Below are 17,496 nucleotides of genomic sequence, written 5' to 3' on the forward strand. Positions count from 1 at the left end.
CGAGGATTTACTATGACGGTTGGCATTATTATGGGTTCAAAATCAGATTGGCCTACCATGCAACATGCAGCAGATATGTTAGATAAGTTTGGCATTGAGTATGAAACAAAAGTTGTTTCAGCGCACCGTACTCCTCAACTTTTGGCTGATTACGCATCAACCGCTGCAGAGCGCGGTATTAAAGTTATTATTGCCGGTGCTGGTGGTGCTGCGCACCTTCCTGGTATGGCTGCGGCTTTTACAAGCCTGCCAGTCTTGGGTGTACCAGTTAAATCTAAAACATTAAATGGTGTTGATTCACTACTTTCGATTTGCCAAATGCCAAAAGGTGTTGCTGTAGGAACATTGGCTATTGGTGATGCTGGTGCAGCAAATGCTGGATTACTTGCTGCACAAATATTGGGTTGTCAGCAACCAGAAATATTTGACAAGGTTGAAGCATTCCGTAAAGAACAAACGGAAACTATTTTAGCTAACCCAAATCCAGCTGAATAATATGAATATTTTAGTTTTAGGGTCAGGGCAATTGGCGCGCATGATGAGCTTATCTGCGACGCAGTTAGATTTACATGTATTGGCGTATGATGTGGCGAGTAAGCAGATCATCAACCCGGTAACAGGGCAGATCCATGAACACTCATTGACTGAGGCCATTGCGCAAAGTTGTGCAATAACGGCTGAGTTTGAGCATATCCCAGCAGATGTATTAGCGCTGTGTTCTGCGAGTGGTAAGCTCTATCCGGGTGCTGAAGCCATCGCAACGGGTGGTGACAGAGCGAAAGAAAAAGCATTGTTAGATACAGCCTCTGTTCGTTGTGCACCTTATAAGTTAATTACAGAAAAACAGCACTTTTTAGATGCGATCACTGAACTGGCAATGCCAATGGTTGTTAAAACATGCCAAGCGGGGTACGACGGTAAAGGTCAATGGCGAGTAAAGTCATTGGACGATGTTGACGCTATTTGGGCTGAAATGGCAGAGTTTTTAGCTGCAGGAAGTGAATTAACACCGCACTCTATTATTGCTGAGAAAATGATCCCGTTTGACCGTGAAGTATCGATCATCGGTGTTAGAGATCGAAATGGCCAGTGTAAAATATATCCACTGACTGAAAACCAACATACCAATGGCGTATTAACGTTATCGATTGCAGGTAAAGAAAAGGGGGCTATTCAGCAACAAGCTGAGAGTGCTTTTAATGCTATTGCAACAGGTCTTGATTATGTTGGTGTATTGGCCATTGAGTTCTTTGATGTGCAAGGTGAATTACTGGTTAATGAGATTGCGCCTCGCGTGCACAATTCAGGACACTGGACCCAGCAAGGTTGCCATACAAGCCAATTTGAAAATCATATGCGGGCCATTGCCGGTCTCCCTTTGGGTTCTACTGAGTTATTGAGGCCTACGGCAATGATCAATGTACTTGGTCAACATCAGATCCCACAAGCGGTATTATCCGTAAGTGACGTGACCAGTCATTGGTATGGTAAGGAAGCTAAAGCAGGGCGTAAGATGGGCCATATCAATGTATCGGCCAGTTCTTTACATAGCTTGGGTGAAAAGCTAGGAGAACTAGCAGATATTTTACCAGAAGAAAGCTACCCTGGCGTCCTCGCCACAGGGCAGCAGCTCATTTTAAATTAAATGCTACAGCCGGATTTAATATCCGGCTTTTTTGTGCTTAAAAATAGAGTTTCAAATTATGGTGCCATTAAATACCGTCGGTTTCTTCCTCCTATTTCTTCTGTCTTTCACTCCCTTTGTTGGTCCTGCTTTAGCGCTATTTATGGGGATCGCTTTTACGTGGTTTTTTGGTAACCCTATGGTGGCGTTGAGCTCCAAAACCAGTAAGTGGATGTTAAAAGTAGCGGTAATTGGGCTGGGCTTCAACGTTAATATTTATGATGTGTTGGAAGTGGGCCGAAGCTCAATTGTACTAACGATTGTGAGTATCACCGCCATAATTGGCCTAGGTGAGATCCTCACACAATTATTCAGGTTGAATAAAAATACCGGTGTTTTAATCTCATTTGGTACTGCGATCTGCGGTGGCAGTGCCATTGCGGCGATGGCACCGGTGATCAAAGCGAAAGAACATGAAATTGCTGTGGCATTGACGGTGGTATTTTTACTGAACGCGATAGGGTTGATGATCTTTCCCAGTATTGGGCTGTATTTTGGGTTATCGGATCAACAGTTTGCTGTATGGGCTGCGTTGGCAATCCACGATACGAGCAGTGTAGTGGCTGCTGCTGCGACATTTAGCCCTTTAGCGGTTGGCATCGCCACGACCATAAAATTAACGCGTGCAATGTGGATCATTCCGTATACCGCTTTGGCCGGTGTTTTTTGGAAAAGTGAAGAGAAGGCAAGCATTCCGCTATTTATCGTTGGCTTTTTAATGGCTGCACTATGCAATACGTGGTTTGATCAAGCCAATTTTGTGTGGCAAACCCTGTATGCTGGTGCAAAACATGTGTTGGTTGCAACTTTGTTTTTAATTGGAGCAGGAGTTTCAAGAAAAATTTTAGTTGAAACTGGCTGGCGGCCTTTTGCTATGGCTATGATTTTGTGGATCATAGTAAGCAGTACACTGCTACTGCTGATAAAAGATGGTTACATTTCGTAATATATTTTAAATTATATGGAACTCTTTTAAAGGTTGTACGGTCTTATTTTATGAGGCGTGGATAGGCCTCACTTCATATTCGTTGTTTGGCAACGAATATGTGAGCGCAGAGAGTATTTGGCCAGTATCCCATACTGGCCTTTTTTTTCGTCTTAAAACTCGGCGGTTAGTCTAAAATAAGTCGAAATATTGCAATGAATTTGCTTAAATAAGGTAATTTTCATAACAATAGAAGCGCAATGATCAAACAATCTCTTATCTCAGCCGCTATCGCATCAAGTTTATTTTTAACGGGTTGCCAAACAACGCATACCTCAACACCTCAGGTTAAAGAACAAATTACACCAGCCTCGGTTGTAGCAACACCAGTCGATTTTGGTGGTGAGCAAATCACGTTAGAGCAAGCTATGGCTCATCCAGACTGGCTAGGACGTAAACCGCAAAATGAGTTTTGGGCAGCAGATAGCAAAACGGTTGTGTTCAATCAAAAGCAAGCCGGTAGTGATTTAAAAGACACGTTCATTGTTGCAAATAATACTGCGCCAACAAAAGTATTGCTTTCGCAATTGCATTCGGTTGGTGCCAAAAATGCCGTGTATTCTGCTGATGGCCAATTACAAGTTTATACGTTCAAAGGCAATGTGTTTGCTAAAATGATCAGTACAGGCGACATTAAACAGTTAACGTTTTCGTCAGAAAGTGCATTTCAATTACAGTTTTTAAACTCGGGTGATGTTGCTTACCGAGTTGGAAATGCTTTTTATACTGTGAATGTTGGTACCGGCCAGTCAAAAGAGCTAACAAAACTTCATTTATCTGATGCACCAAAAGGCTTAGCAGCACCCAGTGGCTTTATTGCCGAAGAGCAACATAAGCTGATTGAATATGTTGCTTTAACGCATAAAAATAGCTTAGACCGTGAGCAACGTACCAAGGCGGTTAATGAACAAAATAGCACAGTAGCAAATAGCCACTTTTATCTTGGTAAAGGCAAAGCATTGGTATCAGCAAGCCTATCTCCAGCAGGGGATAAACTGATTGCGGTCGTAACAGACAAAACTCGCTGGAATGCCGAAACAGACATTATGCCAAACTATGTGAGTCAAAACGGTGATATCGACCCTGTACAAGCCCGCCGTCGTGTTGCACAAGCAAAAGCGGTTAATTCAGAGGTTGTGCTGCTTGATTTAACCACTAAAGCGCAAACAAGTTTAAGTTATGACACTTTACCGGGTTATGATGAAGATGTGCTAGCAGATGTTAAAAAAGAGAATGCAGAAGCCATAGGTGAAACCTATCAGTCAGAGAAGTCGCCGCGTGCAATCAACTTAATACGAGATTGGGGCTGGAGCCAAAGTGCTATTCAATGGAATAGCACAGGTTCTGAAGTGGCAGTTATGCTTGAAGCGTGGGATAACAAAGACCGTTGGTTAGCGACGGTAGATTTTGAACAGCAAGAGTTTGTGTCCCAACACCGTTTACATGATGAAGCGTGGGTAAACTATGTTTACAACGATTTCGGCTGGTTAAATAATACTGATACCTTGTATTACTTATCTGAAGAATCAGGATATAGCCATATATACACCAAACCACTAGATGGACGTGCAACGCAGCTTACATCAGGTAATTATGTTGTATCGAACTTGACGCTTAGTAAAGACAACAGCGCCATTTACTACAAAGCGAATGTTGAGCACCCAGGGTTATACGAAATATATCGTGTGGATCCTCAAACCGCAAAGACAGAAACGCTGACCGATTTAAACGGCATGACAGATTACAGTTTAAGCCCTGATGGAACTAAGCTGTTACTGAATCATTCAAAAATAATGATGCCAAATGAATTGTACGTTGCTGATGCGAAGCCCGGAGCGACAGCGACACGTTTAACAAATACAGTATCAGACACTTTTTTAAATAAAAAACTGATTGCGCCAAAGATAGTCGCAGTGCCTTCAAGTCACACTGATCAACCTGTGTATGCCAAAGTATATTATCCGGCAGATTATGTTGAAGGTGAGGGTGGTAAAAAGCGCAAAGCGGTGATTTTCAATCACGGTGCAGGTTATTTGCAAAATTCACACATGGGTTGGTCAGTCTACTTCCGTGAATTTATGTTTCATTCTTTGTTAGCCAGTGAAGGTTACGTAGTGATGGATATGGATTACCGAGCTTCAAAAGGCTATGGCCGAGACTGGCGAACTGCGATTTACCGTCAAATGGGTAAACCTGAAGTAGAAGATTTAGCGGATGGCGTGAAGTGGATGGCCGAGTACGCGAATGTAGACACCAATGCGGTGGGTACATACGGCGGCTCATATGGCGGCTTTATGACGTTTATGGCACTGTTTACGCAACCAGATCTATTCCAAGCGGGTGCGGCACTTCGTCCTGTAACTGATTGGGCTTATTACAATACAGGATACACCTCGAACATATTGAATCATCCTGATGTTGACCCAATTGCCTATCGTAGAAGCTCACCAATTTATCATGCACAAGGGTTGAAAAATGATTTGTTGATCAATGCTCCAATGATTGATGATAATGTGTTTTTCCAAGATGTAGTGCGTTTGGTGCAGCGTTTAATTGAGCTGGAAAAAGAAGACTTTGAAACGGCCATTTACCCAGTTGAACCGCATGGTTTTGTTCAGCCTTCAAGCTGGTTAGATGAGTATCGTCGTATTTATAAGTTGTTCCAAGAAAACTTGTAAACGTTCACACAAAAAACGCCAACATTGTGTTGGCGTTTTTGTTTCTCAATTACTTCGTATCCGTGACAAAGTGGTTTTTTAATAGCGCATAAAGCAAATTTAGACTTAATATCAGCCCACCTATTGCCCCGATTAAATGTGCTTCAATAGCAACCCGTGAGTCTATTAAATCACCCACATCAACACTTGGCCCGTGCCACTGTTCCCAACCAAGCTTTACCCAAATACCAACAAATAGTAACAACCCTGTGCGCATACCTACCGTGATGTCTTTTACTGCACCCCATACGATCACTCCATGTAGCAGGCCGCTCAAGCCTGTGTATATATTAATATCGGGGCAAAACAGCCAGATCCCCATACCAGTCCAAGTAGCAAGGAAAAGTACATGAACGAGATAACGAAGTGGTGAGCGGTGTTCTGCATGTAATAACCATATAAATACAATTCCCAGTACATTAAGTCCTAAATGTGTCCAGTTGGCATGCACAAATTGGCTCGTGACAATACGCCACCATTGATGCTGCTCAATGAGCGAACGATTAAATTCAAATAGCGGATTACTATTGACCGCCATAAAGAGGGTACTGAGTAATATTAAACATAGGGGCGGTAAAATATATTTTCGGTTTATAGGTAAGTCAAACATAATAATTTGGTTATAAGCATCTTTATTTTTTGCATATTGTGCCTCTTTACTTTTATTATGCCAATGCTAAGAACAACACAAAAGTGAATAACATGATAAAGCCTCTGCCATTACTTGCGGCAATCACCACCAGTTTACTGCTATCTGGCTGCACTATTTTAGAAACACAACAAAGAGAGACGCGAGAACCTGAAGCTGCCACGGGTCTACAAACAAAGCAGCAAGTGACTGCAAATGAGTATATGATCGCAGCTGCGAATCCGTATGCTAGTCGAGCAGGGCAAGCAATGCTGGTTTTAGGTGGTAACGCCGTCGATGCAGCGATTGCAACGCAATTGGTACTCACTTTGGTAGAGCCACAGTCATCAGGTATTGGCGGTGGCGCATTTTTATTGTATTTCGACAATAAAACACAGCAACTGATCACCTACGATGGCAGAGAAACAGCCCCTTCAGGTGCTGATCACAACTTATTTTTAGATGAAACAGGTAAACCCGTTAGGTGGATTGAAGCGGTTGTAGGGGGCCGCTCTGTGGGTGTACCCGGTATCTTACATGCGTTTAACCAAGCACATAAAGCGCATGGAAAATTAGATTGGCAGACGTTATTTAAACCGGCCATTGAATTGGCTGAACACGGGTTTGTTGTGTCAGCTCGATTAAATATGCTGTTAGAGAAAAACTTTAACCCCGGTTTAGCAAAACTTTCACCTGCTAAAGAATACTTTTACCCAAATGGTAAAGCATTGACAGTTGGAACGTTAAAAAAGAATCCAGAGCTTGCAGCACTGTATAAGCAAGTTGCCACTCATGGTATTCGTGCATTTTATGAAGGCGAACATGCCAAACGGTTAGTAAACGCGGTGCAAACATCAGCGATTGCGCCGGGGACGTTAACTGAGTCTGATTTAGCTAACTATACCAGTAAAAGGCGAGATGCAATTTGCACTGAATATCATCAATATAAGGTATGTTCTATGGCTCCGCCAAGTAGTGGCGGCATTGCTGTATTACAAATATTGAAATTGCTGGAAGGTAAAAAACTGTCACAGTATCCTGCAAATGATGAATATGCATTGCATCTGTTCACCCAAGCATCGCGGTTAGCATTTGCAGATAGAAACCATTATGTCGCAGATCCCGATTTTGTGAGCGTACCAACAACCGCATTACTTAACGCTGATTACTTATCTGAACGCGCTAAACTCATTTCAGATGAGGATAACCATGATATGCCAGTAGGCCAGCCGCTTGGCAAGTTAGCTTATGCGAAAGATGACGGCTTTGAGCTCCCTTCCACAACGCACGTCTCTGTTGTTGATGCACAGGGTAATGCCGTCTCTATGACCAGCTCCATCGAAATGGGGTTTGGCTCAACGGTTATGGTTGACGGCTATCTATTAAATAATCAGTTAACTGATTTTTCATTAAGTCCAAAGAAAAATGGCAAGTGGATGGCGAACCGCGTTGAAGCACACAAACGGCCAAGAAGCTCGATGTCTCCGGTGATGGTCTTTAATGCTGACGGTTCACTGAAACTTGTGGTTGGTTCACCTGGCGGTAGCCGGATCATTAATTATGTGGCACACACGGTTATTGGGGTCTTAGATTGGGGGTTAACTCCACAGCAAGCGGTAAATTTGCCAAAAATTACCAATCGAAATCGTTACACTACGTTAGAAAAGGGAACAAATCTGGCGTCGATGAAAATGGCTTTTGAAACACGAGGGCATAAAGTTCACCTAAGAGATTTAAATTCTGGGTTGCATGTAATTGAATTGAATAATGGCAAACTACTCGGTGGCGCAGATCCTCGTAGAGAAGGGATTGCACTGGGTGAAAGTAACGAATAGTCATAGGTTTGCACAATAAACTACGTTATAATAATTGGCTCTGTAAGGCATTTAACAGTGTATTTACAGAGTCGATTGTATTGGTCTGATGTGAACGAATTTCATTGAAATTTGGCCACTTTCAGCAATAATGAACTCTTAGCCTTTTAAAATGTGTCTAGCTTGCAAATATGACTAAAAAAACAGATCCAAATTATCTATATATTCCTTTTTCTGGCCCTAACCTTCTTGAAACGCCATTGTTAAACAAAGGCAGTGCATTTAGCCAAAATGAGCGAGAGAATTTTAATTTAACGGGACTTGTGCCTCCGCGCTTTGAAACAATCGAAGAACAAGTTGAGCGTTGTTACCAGCAGTACTCAAGCTTTAATGACAATTTAAACAAGCATATTTACTTACGTGCAATTCAAGACAATAACGAAACGTTATATTACCGTCTGGTGCGCGATCATTTAGAAGAAATGATGCCAATTATTTACACCCCAACGGTGGGGGATGCGTGTGAGAAATTCTCTGATATTTATCGCAGCTCACGCGGCTTGTTTATTTCTTATGAAGATCGCTACCAAATCGACGATATTTTGCGTAATGCCACAAAAGGCAAAGTGAAGGTAATAGTTGTCACCGATGGAGAGCGTATTCTAGGATTAGGCGACCAAGGTATTGGTGGCATGGGGATCCCGATTGGTAAACTGTCGCTATATACCGCGTGTGGTGGTATTAGCCCAGCTTATACATTACCTGTCATGCTCGATGTAGGTACAAATAATGAGAAATTACTGAATGATCCGATGTATATGGGCGCACGTCATAAGCGCATAGGCCAAGATGAGTACGATGAGTTTTTAGGTTTATTCATTGATGCTGTTAAGCGTCGTTGGCCAAGTGTTCTACTACAGTTTGAAGATTTCGCGCAGCCCAATGCAATGCCACTACTGAAACGATACAGAGATGAAATCTGTAGTTTTAATGATGATATTCAAGGTACAGCGTCTGTGACTGTGGGTTCATTGTTAGCTGCGTGTCGTGTTAAAGGCGCTAAATTATCAGAACAGAAGGTTGTGTTCGTTGGCGCTGGTTCTGCTGGGTGTGGTATTGCTGAGCAAATTATTAGTCAAATGGTGGCTGAAGGTGCTTCAAGCGAGCAAGCGCGTAGCCAAATCTACATGGTTGATCGTTTTGGCTTGCTTAGCGAAGGTATGAATGACCTGCGCGATTTCCAAGCGGCTTTAGTTCAGTCAAATGATGCGCTAAGTGAATGGAGTTATAGCGGCGACTTTGCATCACTTCTTGATGTAATGCACTGCGCAAAGCCAGATATCTTAATTGGTGTTTCTGGTCAGCCAGGCTTGTTTACTGAACAAGTGATCCGTGCGATGCACTCTGGGTGTGAGCGTCCAATTATATTTCCACTAAGTAACCCTTCACGTCAGGTAGAAGCGCATCCAAAAGATGTGATTGAATGGACTCAGGGCAATGCGATTGTTGCCACCGGTAGCCCATTTGAACCTGTTGAGTTTGAAGGTAATACTTATCCAATTCCACAATGTAACAACAGTTATATTTTCCCGGGCATAGGGCTTGGCGTCATTGCTGCTAAAGCCACACGTATTACCGATAATATGTTAATGGTATCGAGCAAGACATTGGCTGAATCTTCACCACTGGCTAATACAGGTAAGGGCAGTTTACTGCCAGCTTTGGTTGATATTGAACAGCTAAGTAAGCGTATTGCGTTTGCCGTTGCAAAATCTGCGATGGAAGAAGGCGTTGCGCTTGAAATGGATGATGATGCTATCTGGGCAGCAATCAATAAAAACTATTGGCTACCTAAGTATAGAAACTACAAACGCTGTAGTATTTAGTAAATAGTATTAAGCCAGCACTTGCTTAATGCCAGTCAGTTAACAACTGACTGGCGTTTTTTATTGGGATATTTACTGGGTTTTGGTTTAATGCACCTCGGATACGAGCGTTCCCGCTTTATCGGTAATATGTGATGTTCGACTTGAGCTTGTAATTGCTCAATTGACTTGGGGATCCGTCCAGCATTCTCTATAAACATCGTTTGAATTAAGTTAATAATACTTATTGCACACGTCGTAAAGCTAAGGTGTTTCGCATATATCCCTGGCTTTGTCTGCGCCATTTTCACCATCTGATATCTGAGCAAATTATAGCTAAGTAATACGCCCCACAGCTCTTGCACTATCATGTCTGGTTTTTTGCTACGTAGCGTAAAGTGGCTATTTAACAAGGTTTGCTTCATCTCTCTATAACCAAGTTCGATTTCCCACCTATCACTGTATAAGTCTATTATTTCAGCTTTAGGAAAACGCATCTGGTCGGTCAGTGAAGTGAGAATATTCACCTCTTTCCCCTTAATCATTTTTGTGACAAGTCTCACTTCAATATCATTGGGTAAGTCAGCAAACTTCTTTCTCGCTTGTGCTGTCGTTTTTAGCTTGATGAGTTTGTCTTGACGACCTAACGAGCGAACGACTTCATACTGAGTTCCTTTTCTCATAGGTTGGAGCCAGTGACGATTCTTCCCTGCATGATGCCAGCGATTGAGTAAACCTAGAGAATAAAAGCCTCTATCAAATAACGTCAGTGAATTATCGGGGGTTACATCGATTAGGTCTTCAGCAAGTACCATCTCACTTGAACGACAGCTATCAAAGGCACTTCCCATTAATAAATGGCTGGTGAGCTCCATTAAGCAAACCATACGCACTTGAGGGTAAGCTGTATCGCCGTGTTGATTCTTCCATGTAGAGAACGCCTGATGATTTTCAGTTGTATCAGGTGTACGCCAAATGACACCATCAACGCCTAATAGTGATAAGCCACACCATGTTGGGTGGTTGGCATCAGCATTCCACATTTTCTGGCTTTGTTGGAAACCTCTTTAACGGCATCCGCACCAAGGCGCTGCCTCGCTTGCACAACCGCACTTGGTGCAACGAGTTCTCTTTTTCCGGGTAACGCTAAGCCGAGTTTACTGACGATGCTCCACAGCGGGTCTTCACGGTAAAGCGACATACAAATAACCGTCCAAACAGCCATTTCAACAGGAAGTCTCCTGCGTCTTATCGTAGCGACACCCGCAGTTTCAGCGCATTGCTTGATGAAATCTGGGCATAGGAAATCACTCAGTTGCTTTAAGCCTTCTGAGTTAGGGGCATAGCCATTGGCAAGAGAAAGTGCTGTCGTTAATTGCAAAAGAAAAGACTCCTGAATAAATTCAGAAGCCTTTATAAACTAACCAGTAGATCGGTCAATGGATCATCAAATATTTCTTATCTGATCGGCATTAAGCACTTGCTGGCTTTTTTGTGCTCAAAGTGTTCTATACTAAAAAGATATAGGCTAAGGAAATAAGCTTTTTACTCACCCAACTGGAGGTAAGAATGCTGAAAACCTGTTTGCTACTAGTGGCACTTATGTCGTCAGTAGTGGCTGCAAAATCGTTAGAAATTCAAATTGCATCTGATTATAACCCCAGCGTATCAGAAGAGCCTGCTGATTTAGCGACGGTTCTTTTATTAAAGGTGCGCAGCCAATTAAAGGGGCGCTTAAGCTTAGAGTTTATTCCTGCGAGCCGTTTAAGAGAATGGCGAGAGCTAGAAACACACCCAAACATATGTCTATATAACAAAGTAAAAACGCCAGAACGCGAAGCAGTGGCGGTATTTGTTGAATACCCGTTAATGGCATTTCCTGCCAATAGGCTTATTCTAAGAGGACAGAAATTACCCTCAAATGTGTCTCTTAAAGATGTGGTTGTTTCTAAAGGGTTAAGGATCGGTGTGACGAAAGGGCGCTCATATGGGAAAGTCATTGATGGCTTTATTGAGAAATATGCCGACAGTTTTATTATTGGTGAAGGGGCTAATAGTGCGTTTCGGCTGCGTAAAATGCTAGTGCAAGGTAAGTTAGATGGCATCATTGAATATACTTCTGTGTTTTTAGATCATCACGCCAAACCAGAACAGCGTGAAGGGGTGACATTTCATAAAATAGACGATGCAAAGGCGACCATATTTGGCTATATCGCGTGTGCAGACTCAACACAGGGACGTAAGGCGGTAAGTTTGTTCGAATTGGCTCTAGAAAATAAGCAGTTACAAAAAAATATAATTGATGCTCACAAGGGGTTGTTTTTTGAGCAAGAAATGGTTTTCATAGAACAAGGTTTGAATGAAGCATATAACATTCAGCCATGATTAAGGGCAATATGCTTCAATAGGCAACGGAATCAAATTAAAGGATCAGCACCGTGAAAATATGTTCGATTGTACTAACCGCAGCACTGCTAAGTGCCCAAAGCTTTGCCAGTTCTCTGCCATCACAGCCTCACCTATATGTGCAGGGCAATGCTCATATGCAAGTTCAGCCCGACCGTGCTGTGATCAGGGTGGCGATCACTGAAAAGAGTAAGTCATTATCAGATGCGAAAAAGCGCGTTGATGATGTTATGGCAAATGCCATATCTATTGCAAAAAATCACAAAATTAAGTTAGACAACATTCATGCAGAACAATTAAATGTGTATCGACAAACTCGCTATAATCGCACAACTAATCAAGATGAATTTGATGGTTTTCGTGTGAGCCGTTCGCTAACATTAAAGCTTGAACAAATAGAAAGTTACCCTGTGTTACTGCAAAAGCTGGTGGATGCAGGCATTAATGAATTCAACAACACGCAATTTGAAGTGAGTAATAAAAGTGCATTAATGAAAAGCTTGAAGAAAGTTGCTATCAAGGATGCCAAGCTTGCTGCGAAGGAGCTAGCGTCTGATTTTGATGTGAAACTCGATGGACTATATTCGGTCTCATTCTCTCCTATGGAGATACCACGAGCACCTTATGTTCGCGCTGAATCAATGAAAGTTATGAGTAGTGATTCCGGCAGCGTCGAAAACGCGTACAATACTGGGGCTTTAACACTTAGGGCCCAAGTGTATGCAGTATATACCATTAACAACTAATGATAATGAACGACTTAATTTATATCGTGTAAGTTCCTTTGTGCGACAAACTTGTTTATATTGGCTACTTCGACATTAAAAGGAAGTAGCCAATGATAACGGGTTTATATGGGTCGCTATTAGCGTTATTTTATATAAAGTTAAGCTTTGAAATTATTACGGTCCGCAAGCGTGAAAAGATAGGTTTGGGTGATGGGGGAAATAGTCAACTCACTAATGCAATTAGAGCCCATGCTAATTTTATAGAATATACTCCTTTTGCAGTATTGCTGCTGTTCATTTTAGAAATGCAAAACTTTAATGGCATCGCTATTCATATTGCCGGTATGAGCTTTTTTTTAGCGCGGGTGGTCCATTGGCAAGCCCTTAAAAGAGAAAACTTAAGGTTACGAGTCATAGGCATGGCATTGACCTTTTTGGTACTATTGGCGCTTAGTATTGCGAATTTGGTTTTATATATAAATTAATGAGTAAAGTTTTTATAGTTGGTCTGCCTAGAACAGGCACGACGAGTGTTTGCGTCGCATGTTTAAGTTTAGGTTATAAGACGGCGCACACCGCATATACACGTAATACGTTTCGTGACGCGCAAGTTATTGCTGATACCCCTATTTTCAATGACTATAAGCAGTTGTCAGTTTTATACCCAGATGCGAAGTATATTTACTTAGACAGAGAACTTTCGTTGTGGCTGCCTTCTATTGCTCAGTTGCTAACGCGTATGTCGAGTAATTTATTCAGTGAAAAAGGCGGGTTTAACGATACCATTAAACGTTGTTACTTGGAGACATTTTTGGGGTTGACCGAAAATAATACTGAGGACTATGCATTTTTAACTCAATGCTATGAAGCGCATAAACATACAGTGTTAGATTTTTTTAAAGCGCAGAAATTGACGCACTTAGTACTCAATTTATCAGAGCCAGATGCCATGCAACAACTTGCTACATATTTGGGTGTAGATAGCGGGGCGACAATGCCATTTTTAAATAAAAAAGGCAAGGTAACAGCGTGGAATGCCATTCGAGATCCGCTTAAAGTAGCCTCAACCCGCCAAGGCAAAGTAGACAAAGATGAATTGCTATTAGTTAACGTTTAGTCTTTGCCATCGCTTTTATGTGCGCTAAAATGCACGCAAATTTTTAGAAGTGCTTTTTATTAGGTACATTGAGTAAGAGAAGTAAGCATGTTTGAATTGAAATATCACACGCCATTTGAATGGACGCATAAGGTACTCGAAGACTTTGGCACGTTCTTACAAGATCACGCTGCAGCTGAGAAAAAAGCGTCAGGCATGGCTATGTCGATGTTGAGCCATTACCCAGATAGAATTAAGCTGGTTAAAGCGATGGCTGATTTGGCGATTGAAGAAATGATCCACTTTAAGCAAGTGCTCAAACTACTTAATGAACGAGACATTATTTTAGGTAACGATCAGAAAGACCCTTACATCAAAAAAATCCGTGCCATCTTTAGAAATGGTAAAGATGAGTTTTTGATTGACCGTTTACTCGTGGCAGCCGTAATTGAAGCCAGAGGGCACGAGCGCTTTTCTTTAGTCGCCGAGGCACTTCCTGCGGGTAAAGAGAAAGACTTTTATGTTGCAATTGCGAAGTCAGAAGAAAAGCATAAGAACTTATTTGTTGAGTTAGCTTATGAGTATTTTGATAAAGCGCTTATTGATGAACGTTTAGAAGAGATTTTAATTGCTGAAGCTGAAATTTGCGAGAGTATCCCATTTACGGCAGCGCTGCATTAAGCTACTAATATACGTAATAAAAAAGCCAAACAACTGTTTGGCTTTTTTATTGTCTTAAGGTTTAAGCAGCCAATTAAAAAGTCATAGAGACTTTGGCGTAAACAAAACGCCCATCGGTGTTATAGGCAGAAAATGCTGAGTAAGGGAATATCTGATTAAAGTTACTGAACCCGATATTACCAACAGTATCTTGTGGGTACTGATCAAATACATTATTTGCCCCGATGGCTAAGCGCCACTGCTCATTCACACGATAGGCAATATCCAAATCAGTGATCCATTTTGCTGCGAGCACTTCATCATTATCAATATTACTAGATGGATCTTGCACTTCTCCATAGCGAGTGGCTTTTAAAGTGGAAGTCCATTGTTCAAAGCGCCATGTTGCAACTAAGTTCCATTTATCTTTTGGTGTTGCGTCTTCAAAACGAGCGATTTCGCGTCGTGCAAAGTATTGGTAATCTTCACCTAAATCCGACAACTCAGTTGGATTCGCTTTTACGTTCGTTACTTCTGTGTCATTGAAGTTGACCGCCACGCTAAAATTAAGCATGCCAAGTGCTTCTAGGTCAAAGCCATAGGTTGCGACAATATCGACACCTTTAGTACTAGAGTCGATAGCATTAGTGAAGTAGCGCACGCGTTGAACGTTATTTTCACCCGCAGTTTTGAGTATTTGTTCAACCGCTGGGCCGCTAAGGTTTTCTGATAGGACGATGCGGTCATCAATATCAATTTGGTAGGCGTCTAACGTCAAGCTGAAGTTATTATATTCATAGACAAAACCAGCTGTAATATTAACCGACTCTTCCGCTTCAAGTGGCTTAGCGCCGAGTGCTTTTGCAGCAGTGGTATCAACAGGGAATAAACCCACTTCATTCGGTTGGCCGTCTTCGAATACTGTTGCAATTGACTTATATGAGGTTTGAGCAAGAGAAGGTGCTCTGAATCCAGAACTTAGCGCACCTCTAAATGACAGGTTTTCATTAAACACATAACGGCTGGCAAGTTTACCTGTAAGCGTTGAACCAAAATCATTGTAATCTTCAAACCGAGTTGCGAATACGAGGTTCCAGTTCTCGCTTAAGTAAGTATCAAATTCTGCAAACAGTGCAATGTTATTTCGGGTCTCATCAACAGCACTGGCGGGAGAGAAGCCAGCTAACACTTGTGCACCACCGGCCGCTACAGGCACGCCTTGCGAGTCAAGCACTGTTAGGTAGGAAGCTTGCTCACCAGCTTGGATTTTATAGTTTTCTTTTCGGTATTCAGCGCCTATTGTGAAAAACACATCATCATATAAACCCAAATCAAAATCAGTCTTAGCTTGGGCGTTTACTAACCACTGATCATATATCAATGAGCCATTATCGAATTCAGTCGGGCTTTGGGCACCCATAGAGGTATTAATGCTATTGACGACTGAAAAAGCAAAGTCATTTTGGCCATAATTTGTGCTGATATCATAATCCCAGTTATTATGTGTACCAGATAGACCAAGAGCAAATGAAAAGTCTTTTACGTCCGATTCAATTTGCGGTAAAAAACCATCGGGGTAAACGTCACTTACATTACGGCTGTCTTTTGGACGCCTAAAAAATCCGCCAGAATTTCCTTCACGTTGTGAGTAACTACCAAATGAGTATAAAGATAAATCATTGTCTAGCGTGTAACCTGCGTTATAAAACAGAGCATAGTCTTTCAGGTCAGGTTTACCAAAACGGTGGTTGTAACGTTGGGCATTAAATTCACGCGGGTCTAATGTACCGTTATCGTCTCGCGAATACTGTTCACGTTGGTCAATACCAGAGCGATTGGTGGCATTTTTGTCTCTTAGCTCACCTGATAGGTTAATAAACCCTTGCTCAAAGAGTGACAACCCAAGATTTGCACTTAAGGTGGTTGTTTCACCATCTTTTACGCGGCGGTCACTTCCTTTATTAAAGGCAAGATCACCTTGTTCATTGCTATAGGTTTCAAGTAGTTGTGCCGAGCCTGCCATTTGTGTGTCGTTTTGACCGTAAGTCAGTGCAAGACTGCCGCCTTGCTCAGCATCTTTTAGTATAATGTTTATTACGCCAGCAATGGCATCGGAGCCGTATTGTGCTGCCGCGCCATCACGGAGTACTTCAATGCGTTTAATTGCTGCTGTTGGAATAGTATTTAAATCTACCGCAGAAGAACCTCGGCCAACAGTCCCGTTGAGGTTAAGTAGGGCACCCGCGTGACGACGTTTACCGTTAATAAGTACTAATGTGTGGTCTGGGGCTAAGCCACGCAAAACAGCAGGTCTTGCATGGTCAGTTCCATCAGCCAACTGTGAGTTAGGAAAGTTAAAGCTAGGGATCAAGGTGGTAAGAACCTGGCTTAACTCCATCTGTCCTGAACTTTGCATTTCGTCAATACTAATAATATCAACAGGGACTGTACTTTCAGAAATGCTGCGCAAGCTTCTGCGCGTACCTGTGACTTCGATTACTTCAGTCGTTAACTGAGCGTGTTGTTCTTTTGACTCTGCTATTGCTGTAAAAGAAGAGAGTGCAGCACCAATTGATGTCGTTAATAGGGCGAGTTTGGACATGGTCTTTCCTTGATTTAGTAAATGGGAAAAACTATTCATAGATTTATGAAAAGTAGTAATAATATAAAAGGGGCTGGATGGTAATATTATCGTATTAGTAAGCGAAATTATATTTTGTTATAAGGTATAACAGTAATTATTAATTCATGAATGGCTTACAAATCGCGTACTCATAGCATGCATCTTGTTTACGAAGCTGTACCTAAGAATATATTTTTTGCGCTTACTAAGGTATTATTTAACCGTCAAATAGACCCGATAAAATAATAAAAGGAATTATTAGTTATGCGTTTTTTCAAAGTAAAGTGTTG

At 41.9% G+C, this 17,496-nt stretch carries 13 protein-coding genes and 1 pseudogene; 11 read left to right on the forward strand and 3 right to left on the reverse strand.

Annotation, left to right across the window (positions count from 1 at the left end):
* The first annotated feature begins 12 nt into the window (after positions 1-12).
* The 4 genes from purE to BGP78_RS06255 all read left to right on the forward strand — a co-directional run bounded on the left by purE (position 13) and on the right by BGP78_RS06255 (position 5,347).
* A complete protein-coding gene (purE, locus tag BGP78_RS06240) occupies positions 13-495 on the forward strand; it encodes a 5-(carboxyamino)imidazole ribonucleotide mutase (protein WP_119860601.1) in 483 nt (160 codons plus the stop codon).
* A gap of 1 nt (position 496) precedes the next feature.
* The gene (locus tag BGP78_RS06245; protein ID WP_119860602.1) at positions 497-1,645 is read left to right on the forward strand and encodes a 5-(carboxyamino)imidazole ribonucleotide synthase; all 1,149 of its coding nucleotides are present in this window, start codon (positions 497-499) and stop codon (positions 1,643-1,645) included.
* Between the two features lie 58 nt (positions 1,646-1,703).
* A complete protein-coding gene (locus BGP78_RS06250; protein WP_119860603.1) occupies positions 1,704-2,630 on the forward strand; it encodes a YeiH family protein in 927 nt (308 codons plus the stop codon).
* Between the two features lie 239 nt (positions 2,631-2,869).
* Complete coding sequence (locus BGP78_RS06255; protein ID WP_119860604.1) at positions 2,870-5,347, forward strand: prolyl oligopeptidase family serine peptidase; 2,478 nt, start codon at positions 2,870-2,872, stop codon at positions 5,345-5,347.
* A gap of 49 nt (positions 5,348-5,396) precedes the next feature.
* Here BGP78_RS06255 and rrtA read toward each other — a convergent pair whose 3' ends face one another.
* Positions 5,397-5,996 (reverse strand): rhombosortase, encoded by a 600-nt coding sequence (rrtA, locus tag BGP78_RS06260; protein WP_119860605.1) that lies wholly within the window; start codon positions 5,994-5,996, stop codon positions 5,397-5,399.
* Positions 5,997-6,088: 92 nt separating this feature from the next.
* Between rrtA and ggt the strand changes: the two genes are divergently transcribed.
* Both ggt and BGP78_RS06270 read left to right on the forward strand, forming a co-directional pair.
* Positions 6,089-7,849, forward strand: a complete 1,761-nt coding sequence (gene ggt, locus BGP78_RS06265; protein ID WP_119860606.1) for a gamma-glutamyltransferase — start codon at positions 6,089-6,091, stop codon at positions 7,847-7,849.
* A 170-nt stretch (positions 7,850-8,019) separates the two neighbouring features.
* A complete protein-coding gene (locus tag BGP78_RS06270; protein ID WP_119860607.1) occupies positions 8,020-9,714 on the forward strand; it encodes an NAD-dependent malic enzyme in 1,695 nt (564 codons plus the stop codon).
* Between the two features lie 35 nt (positions 9,715-9,749).
* On the opposite strand, the pseudogene BGP78_RS06275 reads toward BGP78_RS06270, so the two are convergent.
* Positions 9,750-11,074, reverse strand: a pseudogene (locus tag BGP78_RS06275) (IS4 family transposase).
* Between the two features lie 188 nt (positions 11,075-11,262).
* On the opposite strand from BGP78_RS06275, the gene BGP78_RS06280 reads away from it, so the two are divergent.
* The 5 genes from BGP78_RS06280 (at position 11,263) to BGP78_RS06300 (ending at position 14,604) form a co-directional block, all read left to right on the forward strand.
* Entirely contained in the window at positions 11,263-12,078 is an 816-nt protein-coding gene (locus BGP78_RS06280; RefSeq protein ID WP_119860608.1) for an ABC transporter substrate-binding protein, read from the forward strand.
* Between the two features lie 53 nt (positions 12,079-12,131).
* On the forward strand, positions 12,132-12,845 hold the full coding sequence (locus BGP78_RS06285) for an SIMPL domain-containing protein (protein WP_119860609.1): 714 nt from the start codon (positions 12,132-12,134) through the stop codon (positions 12,843-12,845).
* 92 nt (positions 12,846-12,937) lie between these two features.
* Entirely contained in the window at positions 12,938-13,312 is a 375-nt protein-coding gene (locus tag BGP78_RS06290) for an MAPEG family protein (protein WP_119860610.1), read from the forward strand.
* Entirely contained in the window at positions 13,312-13,944 is a 633-nt protein-coding gene (locus BGP78_RS06295) for a sulfotransferase family protein (RefSeq protein ID WP_119860611.1), read from the forward strand. Before BGP78_RS06290 ends, BGP78_RS06295 begins: the two co-directional genes overlap by 1 nt.
* An 87-nt stretch (positions 13,945-14,031) precedes the next feature.
* The gene (locus tag BGP78_RS06300; RefSeq protein ID WP_010362940.1) at positions 14,032-14,604 is read left to right on the forward strand and encodes a tRNA-(ms[2]io[6]A)-hydroxylase; all 573 of its coding nucleotides are present in this window, start codon (positions 14,032-14,034) and stop codon (positions 14,602-14,604) included.
* Positions 14,605-14,677: 73 nt separating this feature from the next.
* Here BGP78_RS06300 and BGP78_RS06305 read toward each other — a convergent pair whose 3' ends face one another.
* A complete protein-coding gene (locus tag BGP78_RS06305) occupies positions 14,678-17,185 on the reverse strand; it encodes a TonB-dependent siderophore receptor (RefSeq protein WP_119860612.1) in 2,508 nt (835 codons plus the stop codon).
* Positions 17,186-17,496: the final 311 nt, after the last annotated feature.

It is taken from the genome of Pseudoalteromonas sp. MSK9-3 (assembly GCF_003590335.1).
Classification (GTDB): Bacteria; Pseudomonadota; Gammaproteobacteria; order Enterobacterales; family Alteromonadaceae; genus Pseudoalteromonas.